General features: G+C 69.9%; 19 protein-coding genes. 13 read left to right on the top strand and 6 right to left on the bottom strand.

The window, feature by feature from the left end:
- Window positions 1-2: 2 nt before the first annotated feature.
- Window positions 3-1,073: a D-alanyl-D-alanine carboxypeptidase family protein gene (locus tag Acor_RS36595; protein ID WP_246239621.1), complete on the bottom strand. Its 1,071-nt coding sequence runs from the start codon at window positions 1,071-1,073 to the stop codon at window positions 3-5.
- A 293-nt stretch (window positions 1,074-1,366) separates the two neighbouring features.
- Here Acor_RS36595 and Acor_RS36600 point away from each other — a divergent pair, with 293 nt between their 5' ends.
- From Acor_RS36600 to Acor_RS36635, 8 genes are all read left to right on the top strand, one after another.
- Window positions 1,367-2,548, top strand: a complete 1,182-nt coding sequence (locus Acor_RS36600) for a glutamate--cysteine ligase (protein ID WP_155341363.1) — start codon at window positions 1,367-1,369, stop codon at window positions 2,546-2,548.
- 12 nt (window positions 2,549-2,560) lie between these two features.
- Window positions 2,561-3,760 carry an amidohydrolase gene (locus Acor_RS36605; protein WP_155341364.1) on the top strand — a complete coding sequence of 400 codons (1,200 nt, stop codon included), beginning with the start codon at window positions 2,561-2,563 and terminating at the stop codon, window positions 3,758-3,760.
- Between the two features lie 245 nt (window positions 3,761-4,005).
- The gene (locus Acor_RS36610) at window positions 4,006-5,112 is read left to right on the top strand and encodes a BMP family lipoprotein (RefSeq protein ID WP_246239623.1); all 1,107 of its coding nucleotides are present in this window, start codon (window positions 4,006-4,008) and stop codon (window positions 5,110-5,112) included.
- A gap of 48 nt (window positions 5,113-5,160) precedes the next feature.
- Window positions 5,161-6,684, top strand: a complete 1,524-nt coding sequence (locus tag Acor_RS36615) for an ABC transporter ATP-binding protein (RefSeq protein WP_155341365.1) — start codon at window positions 5,161-5,163, stop codon at window positions 6,682-6,684.
- Entirely contained in the window at window positions 6,681-7,856 is a 1,176-nt protein-coding gene (locus tag Acor_RS36620) for an ABC transporter permease (protein ID WP_155341366.1), read from the top strand. Before Acor_RS36615 ends, Acor_RS36620 begins: the two co-directional genes overlap by 4 nt.
- Entirely contained in the window at window positions 7,853-9,154 is a 1,302-nt protein-coding gene (locus tag Acor_RS36625) for an ABC transporter permease (protein ID WP_155341367.1), read from the top strand. Before Acor_RS36620 ends, Acor_RS36625 begins: the two co-directional genes overlap by 4 nt.
- A complete protein-coding gene (locus Acor_RS36630) occupies window positions 9,151-9,552 on the top strand; it encodes a cytidine deaminase (protein WP_246239625.1) in 402 nt (133 codons plus the stop codon). Before Acor_RS36625 ends, Acor_RS36630 begins: the two co-directional genes overlap by 4 nt.
- 11 nt (window positions 9,553-9,563) lie before the next feature.
- On the top strand, window positions 9,564-10,847 hold the full coding sequence (locus Acor_RS36635; RefSeq protein ID WP_155341368.1) for a thymidine phosphorylase: 1,284 nt from the start codon (window positions 9,564-9,566) through the stop codon (window positions 10,845-10,847).
- Between the two features lies 1 nt (window position 10,848).
- On the opposite strand, the gene Acor_RS36640 is transcribed toward Acor_RS36635, so the two are convergent.
- Window positions 10,849-11,226 carry a MarR family winged helix-turn-helix transcriptional regulator gene (locus Acor_RS36640; RefSeq protein ID WP_155341369.1) on the bottom strand — a complete coding sequence of 126 codons (378 nt, stop codon included), beginning with the start codon at window positions 11,224-11,226 and terminating at the stop codon, window positions 10,849-10,851.
- Window positions 11,227-11,321: 95 nt separating this feature from the next.
- Here Acor_RS36640 and Acor_RS36645 point away from each other — a divergent pair, with 95 nt between their 5' ends.
- From Acor_RS36645 to Acor_RS36660, 4 genes are all read left to right on the top strand, one after another.
- Complete coding sequence (locus Acor_RS36645; protein WP_155341370.1) at window positions 11,322-12,734, top strand: MFS transporter; 1,413 nt, start codon at window positions 11,322-11,324, stop codon at window positions 12,732-12,734.
- Between the two features lie 63 nt (window positions 12,735-12,797).
- Window positions 12,798-13,313 (top strand): AMIN-like domain-containing (lipo)protein, encoded by a 516-nt coding sequence (locus Acor_RS36650; RefSeq protein ID WP_155341371.1) that lies wholly within the window; start codon window positions 12,798-12,800, stop codon window positions 13,311-13,313.
- A 55-nt stretch (window positions 13,314-13,368) separates the two neighbouring features.
- The gene (locus Acor_RS36655; protein WP_155341372.1) at window positions 13,369-14,445 is read left to right on the top strand and encodes an adenosine deaminase; all 1,077 of its coding nucleotides are present in this window, start codon (window positions 13,369-13,371) and stop codon (window positions 14,443-14,445) included.
- A complete protein-coding gene (locus tag Acor_RS36660) occupies window positions 14,442-15,050 on the top strand; it encodes a PH domain-containing protein (protein ID WP_155341373.1) in 609 nt (202 codons plus the stop codon). Before Acor_RS36655 ends, Acor_RS36660 begins: the two co-directional genes overlap by 4 nt.
- Here Acor_RS36660 and Acor_RS36665 read toward each other — a convergent pair.
- From Acor_RS36665 to Acor_RS36675, 3 genes are all read right to left on the bottom strand, one after another.
- Entirely contained in the window at window positions 15,047-16,681 is a 1,635-nt protein-coding gene (locus tag Acor_RS36665) for a phospho-sugar mutase (protein WP_155341374.1), read from the bottom strand. The genes Acor_RS36660 and Acor_RS36665 overlap by 4 nt on opposite strands.
- 23 nt (window positions 16,682-16,704) lie before the next feature.
- Window positions 16,705-17,508, bottom strand: coding sequence for a purine-nucleoside phosphorylase (locus tag Acor_RS36670; protein WP_155341375.1), 804 nt, complete (start codon window positions 17,506-17,508; stop codon window positions 16,705-16,707).
- A 215-nt stretch (window positions 17,509-17,723) separates the two neighbouring features.
- Window positions 17,724-18,176, bottom strand: coding sequence for a gamma-glutamylcyclotransferase family protein (locus Acor_RS36675; protein ID WP_155341376.1), 453 nt, complete (start codon window positions 18,174-18,176; stop codon window positions 17,724-17,726).
- A 121-nt stretch (window positions 18,177-18,297) separates the two neighbouring features.
- Between Acor_RS36675 and Acor_RS36680 the strand changes: the two genes are divergently transcribed.
- A complete protein-coding gene (locus Acor_RS36680; protein ID WP_155341377.1) occupies window positions 18,298-19,689 on the top strand; it encodes an NAD(P)H-quinone dehydrogenase in 1,392 nt (463 codons plus the stop codon).
- On the opposite strand, the gene Acor_RS36685 is transcribed toward Acor_RS36680, so the two are convergent.
- Complete coding sequence (locus Acor_RS36685; protein WP_155341378.1) at window positions 19,686-20,945, bottom strand: pentapeptide repeat-containing protein; 1,260 nt, start codon at window positions 20,943-20,945, stop codon at window positions 19,686-19,688. The two genes, Acor_RS36680 and Acor_RS36685, sit on opposite strands and share 4 nt — an antisense overlap.
- Window positions 20,946-20,963 lie beyond the last annotated feature (18 nt).

Here is a 20,963-nt window from a genome sequence, read left to right on the forward strand (position 1 = left end):
GCCTACTGACGGCGGGTTCTGCGGCGGATGCCGTACCCGATCCAGGCCAGGCCGCCGATCAGGCTGCCGGCCAGCACGAGGGTGGCCACCAGCGGGGTCGGGCTGCTGTCGCCCGCGGCGGCGGTGGCGGCGACGTCCGCGGCCGGGAGCGGCGTCGGCGCGGCCGGTTTCACGGCCAGCGGCGTGGGCGGGTGCTCGGGGAGCGGGTCGACGAGTGCGCCGACCGGGGTGACCTTGCCGCGGTTGGCGAAGCCCCAGTCCAGCAGGTCGGCCACCTCGCCCCAGAAGGAGCCCTCGTGGCGCATGATGGCGACGATCACGGTGTGGCCGTCGCGGGTGGCCGCGCCGACGAAGCTGCCCATCGCCTTGGACGTCCAGCCGTTCTTGACGCCGACCATGCCGTCGTAGGTCCAGAGCAGCTTGTTGTGGTTGCCGATCTGGTAGTAGCCCTTGGGGGCCGGGAATTTCGCGGTCTTGGTGGAGATGTAGTTCTTGAAGGCGGGCAGTTTGAGGCCGGCGCGGGCGATCAGCGCCAGGTCGTAGGCGGAGCTGCTCTGGCCGGGCTGGTCTAGGCCGCTCGGGGTCTTGGCCACCGTGTCGTTGGCCTGGAGGCGCTTGGCCTCCTCGTTCATGGCCGCCAGGGTGGCCGGCACGCCGCCGTTGGCCTCGGCCAGCGCGTGCGCCGCGTCGTTGCCCGAAACCATCAGCAGGGCCCGGAACAGGTCGTCCACCTGGTAGATCCGCTTGGGCACCAGGCCGACCGCGCTGCCCTCGATGTTGCACGCCTCCCGGCTCGGCTGGACCAGCTTCTTGCGGTCCAGCTTCGGGATGAGCGTGACGGCGGTGAGCGCCTTGAGCGTGCTGGCCGGCAGGAAGCGCCCGTGCGGGTTCCTGGCCGCCAGCACCTGCCCGGTCTCGGCGTCGGCGATCACGAACGCCTTGGCCGTGCTTTTGGGCGGTTTCTTGATCCCGCCCGGGAGCACCAGCCCGGGGGAGGCCAGCAGCTCGCCGCCGATCGTGTCCGCCCGCGCGCTCGTTTGGCCGGTGCCGATGAGGGCAGCCGTCAACACCACGACCCCGAGGGAACTTGTCCCTTTTCGTGTGAAGCAACTTCGCATGTGGCGACACATCCCCCAAAGATCGCAGTCGTACGCATCGCGACACGCCGACCCTACTGGGCCTCGGGCACGGATGGCCGCGTGGCGCAAGGGCTTTGACGATGTGTGAGCGTTTGGGGGGTATTGGCGGATCTTGGCCCCTGAGTGACCATGCACTGAACGCGACCGTTCGGAGTGAGGAATTCGGGTTGGCCGATTTTTGCCACGCCGAGTGACGGTGCCTGAGACGATGGACTATGGAGGTTGTTGTGGCGATTGAGTTTAATCCGTCCCGGGGTGCCACCCTCGGCGTGGAATGGGAACTTCAGCTCGTCGACACGCGCACCCGGCGCCTCCGGCAGGACGCGCGTGACGTGCTCGCCGCCATCCCCGACCTGAGCGAAGGCCCCCGGCCGAAGGCCATGCACGAGCTCATGCAGTCCCAGATCGAGATCGTCACCGACATCTGCCACACGGCGGCGGAGGCCGTACAGGATCTGGAGAAGAGCATCCAGCGGTTACGCTCGGTGGTCGAACCGCGGGGAATTGCCCTGGCCTGTACTGGAACGCACGCCATCAGTGAGTGGCAGGACGCCGAGTACGCCCCCATGCAGCGCTACGCCGAACTGGTCGTGGAGTTGCAGTGGTTGGCGTGGCGCATCCAAACATTTGGCGTACATGTCCACGTCGGGGTCCGGGAAAGAGATAAAGTCATTCCCATAGTCAACGCACTTGCGGCCTACCTGCCGCATTTCCTGGCGCTGACGACCTCCAGCCCGTACTGGGGCGGCCAAGACACCGGGCTCGCCTCCAGCCGGGCCATCGTTTTTGGTGCACTGCCCACGGCTGGACCGCCGCATCTGCTGGCGGATTGGGCGGAGTTCGAGGAGTACATGGACACCCTGGTGCGTGCCGGCACCATCAAGAGCATCAAAGAGGTGTGGTGGGACGTCCGACCGCACCCCGATTTCGGCACGATCGAGATCAGGATGTTCGACGGCATTCCGACCTTGCGGGAGGTCGGGATGGTGACCGCGCTGTCGCAGTGCCTCGTGCAGCTGTTCGACCAGCAGCTCGACCGAGGTTACACGCTGCCCCACCCGGCCGCCTGGGTGGTCAGGGACAACAAGTGGCGGGCGACCCGGTACGGCCTCGACGCCATCGTCATCACCGACGACCGCGGCTCCACCGCACCGATGCGCGACATGCTGTACGAGCTGCAGCGCGAGCTGGAGCCCGTGGCCGACCGGCTCGGCTGCGCCGACGAGCTGGCCGTCCTGACCGACGTGCTGGAGCAGGGCAGCTCCTGCGAGCGCCAGCGGGCCGTCCGCGCCGGCGGGGGCACGCTTGAAGACGTGGTGGACGCCACCATCACCGAGTTCGCCGAGAACCGGTTCGTGATCTCCGGCCACCATTCCTCCCGCGAACCGACCGACCACATAGGAACGTGAAAGGGAACGCCAGTGACGACCTCGCTCGCGGAGGGGACCGAACTCGCCGGGCAGTTGGCCCAGTTCCTCGTCAAGCACGACGAGGAACTGATCGAGTTCCGGCGTGACCTGCACGCCCACCCGGAGACCGCCTTCAACGAGCACCGCACCACCGAGGCGATCGCGCAGCGGCTGAAGGAGGGCGGGCTTAACCCCCGCCCGCTGGCCCGCGGCACCGGCCTGTGGGCGGACATCGGCCGGGGCGACGGGCCGCTCATCGCCCTGCGCGCGGACATAGACGCGCTGCCGATGGAGGATGAGAAGGACGTTCCGTACCGGTCGGTGTTCCCGCACGCCTGTCACGCCTGCGGGCATGACGCGCACACCGCGATCGTGCTGGGGGCCGGGCTGTTCCTGCAGACCCAGGCTGAGGCGGGGCTGCTGCCCGGCCGGGTCCGGCTGATCTTCCAGCCGGCCGAGGAGATCGCGGGCGGCGCGCTTGAGGTGGTCAAGGAGGGCGGTCTGTCCGGGGTCGACCGGATCTTCGCGGTGCACTGCGACCCGCGGATCGAGGTGGGCAAGGTCGGCCTGCGGACCGGCGCGATCACCGGCTCGTGCGACAACCTGCAGATCAAGGTGTCCGGGCCAGGAGGGCACACCGCCAGGCCGCACCTGACGGTGGACCTGGTGTACGCGCTCAGCAAGATCGTCACGGAGCTGCCCGCGGTGCTGTCCCGGCGGGTGGATCCGCGGTCCAGCCTGAGCGTGGTGTGGGGGCAGATCTCGGCCGGTTCTGCGTTCAACACCATTCCGGACATCGGGTACGCCCAGGGCAGCGTGCGCTCCCTGGACGAGGACACCTGGCACACCGCGCCTGAGCTGATCAAGTCGCTGGTGGACCAGGTGGCCGCGCCGTACGGGGTGGACGTCGAGCTGGACTACCGCCGGGGTACCCCGGCCACGGTCAACGAGGCCAAGAGCATCCAGATGTTCAACGACGCGGTGAGCAAGTTCATCGGCGAGAGCGCCGCCGTGCCGACCCCGCAGAGCCTGGGCGGCGAGGACTTCTCCTGGTACATCGAGTCGGTGCCCGGCGCGCTGGCCCGGCTCGGCGTGCGCCCGCCCGGCGCGACCGCCGTCACCGACATCCACCACCCGGCGTTCGACATCGACGAGCGGGCGATCGGGATCGGCGTCAAGGTGATGGCGAGCACCGCGCTCGCCGCCATGTGACCCGACCAGCCCCATGACGCGGCGAGAGTCCTCAGCGACTCCGCCGCGTTCGTCGTGTATGGGGGCCCGCTGAGAAGGGCTCCAGCGACCGCCCATAATGGAACGATCAAGGTGCTGACCGGTTGACCTGGTCACAAGGTGGCCTGAGCTGCATAACGGACCTGTTGCGGACTTGTGTGCCCATTTGGTAGTTGCAGGTCAAACAACTATCTTCCGTGCAGGGTTGCCGTGCGTTCCTTTCGCGCGTGCGACGGAAGTTGGACGTCACGGAAGGGGAGTTCACCTTGCTCCGCAATCGATTTGGCAGGCTCATCGCCGGTACCGCGGCGAGCGCCATGCTGTTCGCCGTCGCCGCCTGTGGCGGTGACGACACCGCGGCCGCGCCCACCAGCGCGGCACCGGCTTCGTCCTCCGCCCCCGCCGCGGCTTCGGCGAAGGTCGGACTCGCATACGACATCGGCGGGCGTGGTGACCAGTCGTTCAACGACTCCGCCGCGGCCGGCCTGGACAAGGCCAAGGCCGAGCTCGGCGTCACGGTCGAAGAGCTTGAGGCCGCCAACGGCGAGACCGACGCGCAGAAGGAGGACCGCCTCCGCCTCCTCGCGACCGGCGGCTTCAACCCCGTCATCGCGGTCGGCTTCGCCTACTCCGCCGCGATCACCAAGGTCGCCAAGGAGTTCCCCGACATCAAGTTCGCGATCGTCGACGACGCCGCCGAGGGCGCGAACATCTCGAACCTGGTCTTCGCCGAGGAGCAGGGCTCGTTCCTGGTCGGCGTGGCCGCCGCGCTCAAGTCCACCAAGGGCAACGTCGGCTTCGTCGGCGGCGTCGACGTGCCGCTGATCCACAAGTTCGAGGCGGGCTTCGAGGCCGGTGCCAAGGCCGTCAAGCCGGACATCACCGTACAGAAGAAGTACCTGACCCAGCCCCCGGACTTCTCCGGCTTCGGTGACCCGGCCAAGGGCAAGACCGCTGCCGAGGGCATGTTCGACGGTGGCGCCGACGTGGTCTACCAGGCCGCGGGCGGTTCCGGCGCGGGCGTGTTCGAGGCCGCCAAGGCCGCGGGCGGCCTGGCCATCGGCGTCGACTCCGACCAGGCCAAGACGGCCGACCCGACCGTCGCCGACGTCATCATCACCTCGATGCTGAAGAAGGTCGACGTCGCGGTCTTCGACTTCATCAAGAACTTCACCGCGGGCACCGTCAAGGCGGGCATCACCACCTACGACCTGAAGGCCGGCGGCGTCGACTACTCGGTCACCGGCGGCAAGATCGACGACATCAAGGCCCAGATCGACGACTACAAGAACAAGGTCATCAGCGGCGAGATCACGGTTCCGACCGGCGCCTGATCCGATGACACCCTGGGGCCCGGTGGCAGTAACGCCGGGCCCCTCGGTATAGCAGGGGAGGCCGAGATCAGCACCCAGACCGCAGTCGCCTTGGACGGGATCACCAAACGATTCCCCGGGGTCGTCGCCAACCGTGACATCCACCTGAGCGTGAGCAAGGGCCAGATCCACGCCATCGTCGGCGAGAACGGCGCAGGCAAGTCCACGCTCATGAAGATCCTGTACGGCATGCAGCGGCCGGACGAGGGTGAGATCCGCATCGACGGCACTCCCGTCTCCTTCTCGACCCCCGGCGACGCCATCGCCGCCGGCATCGGCATGGTCCACCAGCACTTCATGCTCGCCGACAACCTGACGGTGCTGGAGAACGTGGTCCTCGGCAGCGAACCCCGCCGGGCCGGTCTCGCGCTCGACTTCGCCGCCGCCCGCAAGAAGATCAAGGGCATCTCGGCCGCGTACGGGCTGGACGTCGACCCCGACGTGCTGGTCGAGGAGATCGGCGTCGGCCAGCGGCAGCGGGTGGAGATCCTCAAGGTCCTCTACCGAGGCGCCCGCATCCTCATCCTGGACGAACCCACCGCCGTGCTCGTGCCGCACGAGGTGGACGAGCTCTTCGAGAACCTGCACGGCCTGGTCCGCGAGGGCATCACCATCATCTTCATCTCGCACCACCTGGACGAGGTGCTCAAGGTCGCCGACGCGATCACGGTGATCCGCCGTGGCACCACGGTGGCCAGCGTGGACCCCGCCTCGGTGACCGCCAGGCAGCTGGCCGAGCTGATGGTCGGCTCCGAGCTGCCCAGCCCCGAGACCCGCGAGTCCACCGTCACCGACGTGGTCGCGCTGGAGGTGTCGGGACTCACCATGGCCGCCGAGGGAGGGCGGCTGCTGCTTGAGGACGTCGCCTTCACCATCCACAAGGGCGAGGTCCTGGGCATCGCCGGGGTCGAGGGCAACGGCCAGGCCGAACTGGTCGAGGCCGTCATGGGCATCCGCGCCGCCACCGGCGCGATCACCCTGGCCGGGACCGACATCACCGCCTGGTCCACGCTGCGCCGCCGCGAGGCCGGGATCGGCTACATCCCCGAGGACCGCCAGCGGCACGGCCTGCTGCTGGAGGCCCCGCTCTGGGAGAACCGGATCCTCGGCCACAACTCCGGCGGCATCTGGATCGACCGCAAGGGCGCCCGCGCCGACACCGAGCGCATCGTCGCCCAGTACGACGTGCGCACCCCCGGCATCGACGTGGACGCGGCCGCGCTCTCCGGCGGCAACCAGCAGAAGCTGATCGTCGGCCGGGAGATGAGCGGTGACCCGGTGCTCCTGATCGCCGCGCACCCGACCCGCGGCGTGGACGTCGGCGCGCAGGCCGCGATCTGGGACCATCTGCGCGACGCCCGCGCGGCCGGGCTGGCCGTGCTGCTCATCTCGGCCGACCTGGACGAGCTGATCGGCCTGTCCGACAGCCTGAAGGTGCTGCTGCGCGGCCGGATCGTCGCGGACGTCGACCCGGCGAACGTCACTCCCGAACAGCTCGGCTCGGCGATGACCGGTGCCGGGGAGGAAGCATGACCACTGGCACGCAAGCCCCCCAAACCCCCCAGGTCCCCCAGCACGCCGACACCTTCGCCAACCGGCTCGTCGGCCGGATCAGGCTCAACGGGATGATGGCGCTGGCCGCCCCGCTGCTGGCGATCCTGTTCGCGGGCCTGGTCACCTCGCTGGTGCTGATCATCACCGGCCACCCGCCGATCGACTCGCTGCTGGCCATGGTGGAGTTCGCCGGCATGCCGCGCACCATGGTCGGCATCATCAACCTGGCCTCCGCCTACTACCTGTCCGCGATGGCCGTCGCCCTCGGCTTCCGGATGAACCTCTTCAACATCGGCGTGGACGGCCAGTACCGGCTGGCCGCCCTGTGCGCCGCCGCCGTCGGCGGCGCGGTCACGCTGCCCAAGCCGCTGCACATCGCGCTGATCATCCTGGTCGCGGTGCTGGTCGGCGCGGCCTGGGCGGGCATCGCCGGGGTGCTCAAGGCCAGGCGCGGGGTCAGCGAGGTCATCTCCACGATCATGCTGAACACCATCGCCACCGGCCTGGGCGCCTGGCTGCTGACCTCGTGGGCGGTCCCGGTGGCCGGCAGCAACAACATCGGCACCAAGCCGATCGGCGAGTCCGGGCAGGTGCCGGGCATCTCGCTCATCCCGGGCGCGCCCAACCAGGTCTTCGGCCTGTTCCTGCTGGCGGTCCTGGTCGGGATCGGGTTCCACCTGCTGCTCAACAAGACCCGGTTCGGGTTCGACCTGCGCTCCACCGGCCTGTCCGAGCCGGCCGCCGTGGCCAGCGGCGTGAACGTCAAGAAGATGATCGTCATCGCGATGCTCATCTCCGGCGGGATGGCCGGTCTGGTCGGCATGCCGCAGCTGCTCGGCTCCTCCTACTCCTACGGCCTCGACTTCCCGCCCGGGTTCGGGTTCACCGGCATCGCGATCGCGCTGATCGGGCGGAACAACCCGATCGGGGTCGCGTTCGGGGCGCTGCTGTGGAGCTTCCTGGACGTGTCGCAGAACATTCTCAACTTCGAAAAGGTGTCGCCCGAGATCGTCACGATCATGCAGGGCGTGATCGTGCTCGCGGTGGTCATCGCGTACGAGCTGGTGCACCGCTATCGGATCGTGGCCGAACAGCGGCGGGTCAGCCGGGAACTGTCGGCCTCGGCCCGCACGGAAGGAGCGGCCGCGTGAGCGCCGTCACCACCTCCCCGCCGGCCGCCGCGACGCCGCCGGCCGGCAAGTTCCGGCCGACCTGGCCGGTCGTCCTGCTCGGCGTCGCCGGGCTGCTGGTCCTGCTCTCGCTGACCAGGATCGTCACCGGCGCGCACGACATCACCTCCAGCGGCACGGTGAGCGCGGCGCTCGGCCTGGCCGTGCCGATCGGGCTGGCCGGTCTGGGCGGGCTCTGGTCCGAACGTTCCGGCGTGGTCAACATCGGCCTCGAAGGCATGATGATCCTGGGCACCTGGTTCGGCGCGTGGGGCGCGCTGATCACCGGCAACCCGTGGGCCGGCGTGGTCGCCGGGGCGCTCGGCGGCGCGGTGGCGGGCGTGCTGCACGCCATCGCCACGGTCACCTTCGGCGTCGACCACGTGGTCTCCGGCGTGGCGATCATCCTGCTCGGCACCGGCATCGCCAAGTACCTGTCCGCGCTGATCTTCTCCACCATGAAGGGCGGCGGCGACACCCAGTCGCCGCGCATCCCTGGCATGCAGAGCGTCGGCCTGTGGGGCCCGGCCGGCGACAACAAATGGATCCTGTTCGAGGGCGCGGATCCGCTGCGCACCCTGGAGAGCCAGCGCTGGTTCTTCGTCTCCGACCTGGCCGGCGTGCTGCGCGGCCTGACCACCAACGTCTCGCTCTTCACCATCCTGGCCCTGCTGCTGGTGCCGCTCAGCTTCTGGCTGCTCTGGCGCACCGCCTTCGGCCTGCGCCTGCGCGCCTGCGGCGAGCGCCCGGTGGCGGCCGAGTCGCTCGGCGTCAACGTCTACTACTACAAGTACGTCGCCGTGATCGTCTCCGGCGCGCTGGCCGGGCTCGGCGGCGCGTTCCTGTCCATCGTGGCGGCCGGCACCTACCGGGAGGGGCAGACCGGCGGGCGCGGCTTCATCGGCCTGGCCACCGTCATCTTCGGCAACTGGCGGCCCGGCGGCCTCGCGGCCGGCGCCGGCCTGTTCGGCTACACCGACGCCCTCCAGCTCCGCCAGGGCGGCACCTCGGTGCACGCGCTGCTGCTGGTGGTCGCCCTGCTGCTCGCCGCCGTCGCCGTCTACCAGCTGGTACGGCTGTCGCGCAACCGCGCGGCCCTGCTCACCGGGGTGAGCGCGATCGCCGTCTTCGCGGTCTTCGCGATCACCGACACGGTGCCCGAGCAGTTCACCTCCTTCACCCCGCACCTGACCACGCTGCTGGTACTGTCCCTGGCCTCGCAGCGGCTCCGGATGCCCGCCGCTGACGGACTGCCGTATCGGAGAGGACAGGCCAAATGACCGGCCAAATGACCATCGACTGGGACGCACTGCGGGAGCACGCGGCGGAGGCGATGACGCACGCGTACGCGCCCTACTCCAAGTTCCCGGTGGGGGCCGCGGCGCTGGTCGACGACGGCCGGATCGTGGTCGGCTGCAACGTGGAGAACGCCTCGTACGGGATCGGCCTGTGCGCCGAGTGCGGCCTGGTGTCGGCGTTGCACGCCTCGGGGGGCGGGCGGCTGGTCGCGTTCACCTGCGTGGACGGGCACGGCGAGCTGCTCATGCCGTGCGGGCGCTGCCGGCAGCTGCTGTACGAGCAGGGCGGCCCGGAACTGCTGGTGGAGACGCCGGACGGGCCCTGGCGGATGGCGGACGTGCTGCCGTTCGCGTTCGGGCCTGAAGACCTGTCGCGGTAGTGGGGGAGACCATGGGATTCGACGCCGTCGAGATCATCACGATCAAGCGGGACCGGGGCGAGCTGTCCACCCCGCAGATCGACTGGGTGATCGACGCCTACACCCGGGGCACCGTGGCCGACGAGCAGATGTCCGCGCTGGCCATGGCGATCCTGCTGAACGGCATGAACCGGCGGGAGATCGCCGACTGGACCCAGGCGATGATCCGGTCGGGGGAGCGGATGGACTGGTCGCACCTGGACCGGCCGACCGCCGACAAGCACTCCACCGGCGGCGTCGGCGACAAGATCACCCTGCCGCTGGCTCCGCTGGTGGCGGCCTGCGGCGCGTACGTGCCGCAGCTGTCAGGCCGTGGCCTCGGCCACACCGGCGGCACGCTCGACAAGCTGGAGTCCATCCCCGGCTGGCGGGCGGAGCTGTCCAACGAGGAGATGCTGGCGGTCATCCGCGCGTCCGGGGCGGTCGTCTGCGCCGCCGGCACCGGGCTGGCCCCGGCGGACAAGAAGCTCTACGCGCTCAGGGACGTCACGGGCACGGTCGAGTCGATCCCGCTGATCGCCTCGTCCATCATGTCGAAGAAGATCGCCGAAGGCACCGGTTCGCTGGTGCTGGACGTGAAGGTCGGCTCCGGCGCGTTCATGAAGAACGTCGAGAACGCCCGCGAGCTGGCCACCACGATGGTCGCCCTGGGCACTGACGCGGGGGTCCGCACGGTCGCGCTGCTGACCGCGATGGACCGCCCGCTCGGCCGGAAGATCGGCAACACCCTGGAGGTGGAGGAGTCTCTGGAGGTGCTGGCCGGTGGCGGCCCCGCCGACGTGGTGGAGCTGACGCTGCGGCTGGCCCACGAGATGCTGGCCGCCGCCGGGATCTCCGGCAAGGACCCGGAGCGGGCGCTCAAGGACGGCTCGGCCATGGACGCCTGGCGTCGCATGATCACCGCCCAGGGCGGCGACCCGGACGGCCTGCTCCCGCAGGCCGCGGAGTCGATGACGCTGACCGCGCCGGCCTCCGGCGTGCTGTCCCGGCTGGACGCGCTCGGGGTCGGGGTGGCCGCCTGGCGGCTGGGCGCGGGCCGGGCCCGCAAGGAGGACCCGGTCTCCTTCGGCGCTGGCATCACCCTGCACGCCAAGCCGGGCGACATCGTCCGCGAAGGCCAGCCCCTGATCACCCTGCACGCCGACGAGACAGCCCGCTTCGAGCGTGCCCTGCAGTCGTTGGAGAACGCCTACGAGGTCTCGGCCGCGTCCGACCCCGGCCTGCTGCCGCTGGTGATCGACCGGATCGAGGGCTAGCTCAGAGGTACTTGCCGAGGACGGCCCGATGGGTGGGCCGGGCCTCGGCATGGGTGTCCCGGCCCTTCTCGGTGAGGCTGACGAAGACGCCGCGCCGGTCGGCCTGGCAGAGCGAGCGGGTGACCAGGCCGTGGTTCTCCAGGCGGGCGATCAGGCGGGACAGCGCGCTCTGACTGAGGTGCACGCATTCGGCCAGTTCCTGGACGCGGAAGCCGCCGTCGGGGGACTTGCAGGCGCCTTCGGCCATGCGGTCGAGCACCTCGAACTCGCTGACGCCCAGGTCATGTCTGTCGTGTAGTTCGCGCTCCAGCGCGCACACGATCGTCGCGTGCTGGGCCAGCAACTGGCGCCAGGCGGTGCCGACGTCGGTGTCGTTCATGAGTCCTCCCGGGCGTACGTTAGCATGCGCGGACACTATATGCAAATGCATTAATTGCTTGTGCATTGAATGTGCGTGCATGTAATGTCCCGCTCATGGAATCGTCTGCGCGGGACCAGCGCTGGGGGGCGGCCCTGTGGGGGCTGCTTGTCGTTCTCTGCGCCGTGGTCTTTCTTGATGGGCTGGATGTGTCGATGGTCGGCGTTGCCCTGCCGTCCATCCAGGCCGAACTGGGGATGTCGACGGCCGCCCTGCAGTGGGTGGTCAGCGGCTATGTGCTGGGTTATGGGGGATTGCTGTTGCTCGGCGGGCGGACCGCCGATCTGCTGGGCCGGCGGCGGGTGCTGCTGGTCGCGCTCGGAGTGTTCGCGGGGGCATCACTCCTGGGCGGTCTGGCCGACAACGGGGCGTTGCTGATCGCGGCGCGGTTCATCAAGGGGGTCAGTGCCGCTTTCACGGCCCCTGCGGCGTTGTCGATCATCACGACCACGTTCGCGGAGGGACCGGCCAGGAACCGGGCGCTGAGCATCTTCACCGCCTGCGCGGCCAGCGGCTTCTCGCTCGGGCTGGTGCTGTCCGGCTTCCTCACCGAACTGGGCTGGCGGTGGACGTTCCTGAGCCCGGTGCCGGTCGCGCTGATCGCGCTGGCGGCGGGGATCCGGCTGCTGCCCAAGAACGACCACCGGGCCGAGGGCGGCTACGACGTGCTCGGCGCGGTGACCATCACCGGCGCCATGCTGCTGCTGGTGTTCACCGTGGTGGAGGCGCCCGAGGTGAGCGTGACGCGCACGGCTCTGACGGGGGCCGCGTCACTCGCGCTGCTGGGCCTGTTCATCTGGCTGGAGCGCCGGGTCCGGCATCCGCTGGTCCGCCTCGGGATCCTCCGGGCCGGGCCGCTGGCGCGGGCGAACCTCGGGATCATGATCCTGTTCGGGTCGTACATCGGGTTCCAGTTCGCGGCCATGCAGTACTTCCAGAACCTGCTCGGCTGGTCGGCGCTGGAGACGGCGCTGGCGTTCCTGCCGTCCGGGCTGCTGGTGGCGCTCACCTCCACGAAGATCGGGGCTCTGGCGGACCGGTTCGGCACCGGCAAGCTGATCGCGGTGGGGGCGGCCGCGCTGGTCGGCGCGTACACCATGTTCCTGCGGCTGGATGAGGATCCCAGCTTCTGGGGGCTGGTGCTGCCGGGCATGGTGCTGCTGGGGACCGCGTTCGCGCTGTCCTTCCCATCACTCAACATCCAGGCGGTGGCGGGGGTCCACGACGACGAACAGGGGCTGGCGTCGGGACTGGTCAACACCTCGGGGCAGATCGGCGGGGCGGTGGTGCTGGCGATCGTGACGGCGGTGCTGACGCTCGGGTCCGGGGACCCGATCGCCACCTTCCGGGCTGCGATCGTGATCTCGGTGGTGTTCGCCCTGCTCGGCCTGGGCATCGCCATCAGCGGCCTGCGGTTCCGGCGGTCCGGGTCGGCGGATCAGCCGGAAAAGGTACTCGAAACAGTCTGAGAACTTTGTTGTCCGTTTCCACGTCCTAAGGAGTACAGAACACTTCTCAGGAAGGAAACGGACATGAAGTTCAGAGTGCTACTGGCGGCGTTAGTCGTCGCCGTGGCCACGCTCGGCGTGGCGGCCCAGCCCGTGGCCGCCGCGCCGAAGCCGTTCAGCAAGGCGGAGGTCACCGTCACGCGGTCTTGGAACGTTCTAGCGGTCGTCACCGGCGTGCGGTATGCCCGGCACAAGGGCTACGACCGGATCGTCATCGACCTCAAGGGGACCATCCCGGGCTACACCGTCCGGTGGGAGAAGAAGCTGATCTCCGATGGTTCCGGGATCCCGTTCAACGTGAAGGGCAAGGCGTTCCTGGAGATCAGGCTCGGCTGGGCGGCGGCGCACACCATTGAGGGCAAGCCCACCTGGAAGGGCGGGCCGATCTACCGGGCCGACCTGGGGAACGTCACCCGGGTGGTCAGGACCGGCGACTACGAGGGGTATGTCGGCGTCGGGCTCGCGCTCAAGAAGAAGAAGGGATTCCGGATCATCGAGCAGCGGCAGCCCAACCGGCTCGTCATCGACGTCGCCCAGTGAGATTCGGCAAACTCTGCTAGATCGTCGTTTTCGCAGGTGGCGGTAGGATGCCGGGATGACCCAGCCCACTCTAGAGCAGATCCGCCAAGCCCCGAAGGTCCTGCTCCACGACCACCTCGACGGCGGCCTGCGGACTGAGACGATCATCGATCTGGCTCGCGAATCCGGCTACGACAAGCTGCCGTCCACCGATCCTGCCGCCCTCGCCCGGTGGTTCCAGGAAGCGTCGGACTCCGGGTCGCTGGAGCGGTATCTGGAGACCTTCGAGCACACCGTGGCGGTCATGCAGACCCGGGACGCGCTGGTCAGATGCGCCGCGGAGTGCGCCGAGGACCTCGCCGCCGACGGCGTCGTGTACGCCGAGGTGCGGTATGCGCCGGAGCTGCACATCTCCGGCGGGCTCAGCCTGGACGAGGTCGTCACCGCGGTCAACGAGGGGTTCCGGCTCGGTTCCGAGGGCCGGGGCATCAGGGTCGGCGCGCTGCTCACCGCGATGCGCCACCAGGCCAGGTCGATGGAGATCGCCGAACTGGCCGTGCGTTACCGGGACGTCGGCGTGGTCGGTTTCGACATCGCCGGCGCCGAGGCCGGGTTCCCTCCCACCCGGCACCTCGACGCCTTCGAGTACTTGCAGCGCGAGAACGCGCACTTCACCATCCACGCCGGCGAGGGCTTCGGGCTCCCCTCCATCTGGCAGGCGATCCAGTGGTGCGGCGCCGATCGGCTCGGTCACGGCGTGCGGATCATCGATGACATCGCGGTCGCCGGAGACGGTGAGGCCAAACTGGGCAGGCTGGCCGCCTACGTCCGGGACAAGCGCATCCCGCTGGAGATGGCCCCGACCTCGAACCTGCAGACCGGAGCCGCCCCGTCGATCGAACGGCACCCGATCGGGCTGCTCCGCCGCCTGCACTTCCGGGTCACCGTCAACACCGACAACCGGCTGATGAGCGCCACGTCGGTGTCGCTGGAGTTCCACAAACTGGTGGAAGCCTTCGACTACGACTGGGACGACCTGCAGTGGTTCACCATCAACGCGATGAAGTCCGCCTTCATCCCCTTCGATGAGCGCCTCGCCCTGATCAACGGGGTGATCAAGCCGGGGTTCGCGCAGCTCAAGTGGCGCGCATGACGTACCGGTCGACGGCCTCCTGGATCTTCGGCTGGGTCTGGCTGGTGTTCGCCGCGCTGAACACGGCGGACCTGATCATCCGGGGCACGCTGCCGGCCGCGCTGGTGGTCGGCGCGGTGCTGGGCCTGATCACGTACCTGGTCTTCGTGCTGTCGCTGCGCCCGGCCACCATCACGGAGGAGGGCGGGGTGCGGATCCGCAACCCGTTCCGTACCGTCTACCTGCCGTGGAACACCGTGGACGCGGTCGAGGTGTCGAACGCGATCACGATCACCGCGGGCGACCTGGCGGTGCGGTGCTGGACGCCGCAGCCGTCGGCGCGGGAGCGGGCCAAGGCCGCCAGGCAGGGCGGTTCGGCCGGCCGGTCGGGGCGTTATCCGTCGCGGGAGCCGGTGCGCAGCAAGGGCGAGCGGGCCGCCGCCGCGGCGATGGCGGGCCGGACCCACGCCGACTGGGTGGCCGAGCAGATCCGCGACCTGGCCGAGCGGAACAAGCGCAAGGCCACGGGGGAGGCCACGGTGATCTGGTCGCCGTATTCGATCGCGGCTTCCGCGGCGGCCGCGATCCTCGTCGTCGCGGCCGTCGTCGCGCTGGTGGCCGGTTAGAGGCCCAGGACTTCGGAGAGGTCCCGCTTGAGGGCGTCCAGGTCTTCGGCGGCCTGGGCGCGGGTCGCCGCCACGTCGCCGGCCACCGGGAGCACGACCTCCAGGTAGCACTTGAGCTTCGGTTCCGTCCCGCTCGGCCGGACCACCACCCGGGCGCCGCCGGCCAGCCGGTAGCGCAGGCCGTCGGTGGGCGGCAGGCCGTTCGCGCCCAGCGCCAGGTCCTCGGCCGATTCGACCTTGCGGCCGCCCAGTTCGGCCGGGGGGTTCTCGCGCAGCCCGTCCATCGCCCGCGTGATCAGCGATAGGTCCTCGACCCGGACCGAGAGCTGGGCGGTGGCGTGCAGGCCGTAGGTCCTGGCCTGGTCGTCGAGCAGGTCGAGCAGGGTCCTGCCGTCCTTTCTGGCCTGGGCGGCGATGGCGCCGATGGTTAGCGCGGCGCTGACGCCGTCCTTGTCGTGCACCGGCAGTCCGGCGTCGGAGCCGACGCTGTAGCCGAGCGCCTCCTCGTAGCCGTAGATCAGCCCGGCGCCCGCCTTCATGATCCACTTGAAGCCGGTGAGCGTCTCGGTGCACGGCACGCCGTACGCCTCCGCGATCCGCCCCAGCAGCGACGACGACACGATCGTGGTCGCCACCAGCCGGTCGGGCCCCGACGAGTTGCGCAGCACGTGCTCGCCGAGCAGGCCGCCCACCTCGTCGCCGGTCAGCATCCGGAACCGGCCGTCCGGCAGCCGCGCGCCCACCGCGCACCGGTCCGCGTCCGGATCGTTGGCGATCACGATGTCGGCCTGGACTGCGGGCGCGGACGCCAGCTCCAGGGCCAGATCCATCGCCCCCGGCTCCTCCGGGTTCGGGAACGCGACGGTGGGGAAATCCGGATCCGGCCGGTGCTGCGCGCCCACGATCATCGGCGACTTGAACCCGGCCGCCATGAACGCCGCCGCCAGCGTCGACCCGCCCACCCCGTGCAGCGGCGTGTACGCCACCCGCAGCTCACGCGCGTCCCCCAGCGGCAGCGAGGTCACCGCGTCCAGGTACGGCTGCACGATCGCGCCCTGCCCGAGCGTCACCCACTCGTCCCCGAGCGGTAGCTCGTCCACCCGGCCGACCGCGTTGATGGCCCGGGAGATCTCCCCGTCGACCGGCGCCACGATCTGGGTGCCGTCGCCCCAGTAGACCTTGTAGCCGTTGTCGCGCGGCGGGTTGTGCGAGGCGGTGACCATGACGCCGGCGTCCGCGGCCAGGTGCCGTACCGCGAAGGCCAGCACCGGGGTCGGGTAGCGGTCGCCCATCAGCGCCACCCGCAGGCCCGCGCCGGTGAGCACGGCCGCGGTGTCGCGGGCGAACACGTCGGAGTTGTGCCGGGCGTCGTAGCCGACCACGACCAGCTTGCCCGGCCCGAGCACCGCCGCCAGGCCCGCCGCCGCGCGCATCACCGTGACCCGGTTCATCCGGTTCGGTCCCGCGCCCAGTTCGCCGCGCAGCCCGGCCGTGCCGAACTCCAGCTTCGCCCCGAACCTGTCTCGCAGCGCCGCCGGATCGTCCAGCAGCGCCACCAGCTCGGCCCGGGTCACCGGGTCAGGGTCCTGGGCCAGCCAGTCAGCCGCCAGCAGTTCGAGATCCACGTTCATCGCCGCCCCCAGATATGGATCGTTCAGAGCTTGTTGACCACTTCGCTGAGCAGCACGCCCATGCGTTTCGCCGTGGCCTTGCCCACCGCCAGCACTTCCTCGTGGTTGAGCGGCTCGCCGACCAGGCCGGCCCCCGGGTTGGTCACCAGCGAGATGCCCAGCACCTCGGCCCCCGCCTCGCGGGCGGCGATCGCCTCCAGCACGGTGGACATGCCGATCATGTCCCCGCCCAGCACCCGCAGCATCCGGATCTCGGCCGGCGTCTCGTACGTCGGGCCGCGGAAGGCCACGTAGACGCCCTCGGCCAGGCTCGGGTCCGCCTCGCGGGCGAGCACGCGCAGCCGGGGCGAGTAGACGTCGGTGAGGTCCAGGAAGGTGGAGCCGGTGAGCGGGTTGGCCCCGGTCATGTTGATGTGGTCGCTGATCAGGACCGGCTCGCCGACCCGCTGGGTCTCCGGGCGCAGCCCCCCGGCCGCGTTGGTCAGCACCACCGTGCGCACCCCGGTCGCGGCGGCCGTGCGGATGTTGTGCACGACCGGCTCGACGCCCCGGCCCTCGTACAGATGGGTACGGCCCAAAAAGATCAGGGCGTGCAGGCCGGACTCGGTGCGGACCGCGCGGATCTTGCCGGCGTGGCCGGCCACGGCGGGCGCGAGGAAGCCCGGCAGTTCGGTCACCGGCACCTCGGCCAGCGTCTCGCCGATCGCGTCGGCGGCGGGCACCCAGCCCGAACCCATCACCAGGGCCACGTCGAAACTGTCCACCCCGGTGCGGCCGCGCAGGGCGGTCGCGGCCTCGGCGGCGAGGGAGTATGCGTCGTTGCTCACAGCACCGAGCGTACAGAAAGGGATGAAGTATCCCGGCCGTCCCTCTTGCCAGAATCTTTCACCCGAATTTCAGCGAAATTTCCCGATGTGGGGGTTTGGCCGCGCCTGTGTCTGGACTGAGGAACGCAGGTCGCGAAGCGGCCGGAGTGACGAGGGAAGACACAGGCTCCCGAGCGGCCAAACCCGCCGTGCCGGAGGCGCGGCCAATGTCACAGCTAGTCGCCCAGGGACTTGCACGGGCGTGTTCGCAGGTCCTTCACATAATCATCCGGGGCGCCGGCCTTCTCGGCCGAGTCGGCGATGATGCCCAGGTAGCGGGCCGAGGGCAGGCCGCCTTCGTAGGAGTCCAGGACGTACACCCAGGCCAGCACGTCGCCGTCCAGGGTGGCCACCCGCAGCCTGACCCGCTTGTACATGCCCAGCTCGATGCCGGTCCACTGGTCCAGGGAGGCCTCGTCCCACTCGGGCACGTCGTACAGCACCACGAAGACCTGCGAATCGCGGTCCTCCACGACGGTGGCGAGCGCGCCCTCCCAGTGCACGTCCTCACCGCCGAAGGTCAGCCGCCAGCCGACCAGCCAGCCGGCGCCCCGCATCGGAGAGTGCGGGGCACGCTCAGCCATCTGCTTCGGGTCCATGTTGCTGGCGAAAGCGGCGTAGACAGGCACAGCGTCCTAGCCTAATCCAAGATCGCATTGTCGCGCCCGGTCGTGGCGATTCCACGTATGCGCGTCCATTGCGCGCAACCCCATTCGTTAAGTACCCGCCTGATGCGGGAGAATGGGGTATGTGACGAGGATCGTGATCATCGGTGGCGGGCCAGGCGGCTACGAGGCGGCGCTGGTAGCCGCGCAGCTCGGCGCCCAGGTGACCGTCGTCGAACAGGACGGGCCGGGCGGCGCGTGCGTGCTGACCGACTGCGTGCCGTCGAAGACCCTGATCGCCACGTCCGTGCGCAAGCAGGCGCTGCTGGACGCCGAATCGCTGGGGGTGTACTTCACCGGCGGCGAGGACGGCGACGTGGGCGGCGCGGTGGCCGACATGCCGCTGGTCAACGGCCGGGTGAAGGAGCTCGCGCACGCCCAGTCGGCCGACATCGCGGCCCGGCTCGCGGCCGAGAACGTCGAGGTCATCCGGGCGGCTGGGCGGCTGGTGGACCCGCAGTCGGTGCGCGCGGGGGACCGGACCATCCGGGCCGACGTGGTGATCGTGGCCACCGGCGCGACCCCCCGGGTGCTGGTCGGCGCCGAGCCCGACGGCGAGCGCATCCTCACCTGGCGGCAGATGTACGACCTGACGGAGTTGCCGGAACACCTGATCGTGGTCGGCTCCGGGGTGACCGGGGCCGAATTCGCGGGGGCGTACCAGTCGCTGGGGTCCGAGGTCACCCTGGTCTCCAGCCGGGACCGGATGATGCCCAACGAGGACGCCGACGCCGCCGAGGTGCTCGAAGCCGTCTACCGGCGGCGCGGCATGAACGTGATGGGCCGGTCCCGGGCCGCCTCGGTCAAACGCACCGCCCACGGCGTCGTCGTCACCCTGGAGGACGGCAGGACCGCCGAAGGCACCCACTGCCTGATGACCGTCGGCATGGTGCCCAACACCGGCGGCATCGGCCTGGCCGACAACGGCGTCAAACTCGACCGCAACGGGTTCATCGAGGTGGACAAAGTGTCCAGGACCTCGGCCCCCGGCGTGTACGCGGCCGGTGACTGCACCGGCGTGCTCATGCTCGCCTCGGTGGCCGCCATGCAGGGCCGGATCGCCGTCTGGCACGCGCTCGGCGAGGCCGTGCAGCCGATCCGGCTGGCCACCGTCGCCTCCAACATCTTCACCGACCCGGAGATCGCCGCCGTCGGCGTCTCACAGAAGCAGGTCGAAGCGGGCGAGATCGAGGCCAAGGTCGTCAAACTGCCGCTGGCCACCAACGCGCGGGCCAAGATGCAGGGCTTCAACGACGGCTTCGTCAAGCTGTTCTGCCGCCCCAACACCGGCATCGTGCTGGGCGGCGTCGTCGTCGCGCCGCGCGCCTCCGAGCTGATCCTGGCCCTGTCGCTGGCCGTGCAGCACCGGCTGACCGTGGACCAGCTGGCCCACACCTTCGCCGTCTACCCGTCCCTGTCCGGCTCCATCACCGAGGCCGCCCGCCGCCTGATGTCGCCGCTGACCGCCGGGATCTAGTTGTACGTCCGGCCCATGCTCGACCGGACCCGGTGCAACGCCAGCCGCCCATGATGTACGGCGGCCGCGGCAGCGTGCAGCTCACCCGGCGTGCGGGCCAGCATCAGCGCCCGCTTGGCCGCCTCGTACGCGTCCAGCGCCGCCCGCCAGTCGTGGCTCGGCCCGCTGACCGCGTTGACCTTCATCTCGAAGTCGAGTGTGTCGATCTCCTCGCCGAACCGGGTCACGTCCTCCTCGGCCGCGTGCCTGGCCATCGAGAACGTGGCGTGGTGGCGCTTGCGCCGGCCGCTGCTGATCCCCCAGATCAGCAGCGTCATGCTCAGGCCGAACGCGCTCACCAGCACCACCAGCAGCGCGGGCGAGAGCCCGAACAGCCCCTTGGAGCCGGTCGGCTGCTCCAACTCCCGAGCCGGACCTTCGGTCTTGTCCCCTGCGGGCGGCTCCTCGGTCGCCGGGGCCACGATCGTGTCCGACGGGAGGTTGGCGCCGCTGCCCCGGGCGCCGGTCAGGTTCACGTCGCTCGCCTGGATGAAGGACGCCTGCTCGATGATCGCCCCGGTGAAGTCGGCGCCCTGCAGTTCGGCCTGGGTGAAGACGGCCTCGGTCAGGTCGGCCTCCTTGAAGACCGCGTGCTGCAGGGTGGCCTGCCCGAACTTCACGTCCCGCAGCTTCGCCCGGGTGAAGTCGGCGGTGCGGCCCTTGATCTGGCCCAGCGCGGCCTGGTTGAGGTCGGCGTCGGCCAGTTTGGCGTCGGTGAAGTCGGCCTGGGTGAACACGGCCCGGGTCAGCGTGGCCTTGGTCAGGTTCGCGTGCGGGAATTCGGCCTGACCCGCTGAGGCGTCGATCAGGATCGCGGCGCGAAGATCGGCGTGTTTTGCCTGCAATTGGCCCAGATCGGCCGAAGTCAGATCCGCGCCGCGCAGGTCCGCGTACTCGACGTGGGCCTGGGTGAGGTCGGCCTCTTTCAGGGACGCACCACGCAACACCGCACCAGTCAGATCGCGCTGGGTCAGGTCGAGCTCGTCCAGCTTCGCGTTCGTCAGGGTCGCGCAGCGCAGGTTCTGCGGCAGCTGCTCGACCCTGGTGAAACGTTTACCGGCAAGGTTGGGGCCACTCCCGATCGCACACGGCCTCGCGGCGGCGTCGGACGCCGTCGCCGGCAGCATGATAGCCAGCACAATGCCCACCAGGACGGTGATGAGCACGGCGAGCAAAGCGAAGAAAAGCGGAGTGACACGGGGGGTGTAGCGGCGCACGAGGGCCTCCTGGGGGAA

This window comes from Acrocarpospora corrugata, assembly GCF_009687845.1.
In the GTDB taxonomy this organism is placed as follows: Bacteria; Actinomycetota; Actinomycetes; order Streptosporangiales; family Streptosporangiaceae; genus Acrocarpospora; species Acrocarpospora corrugata.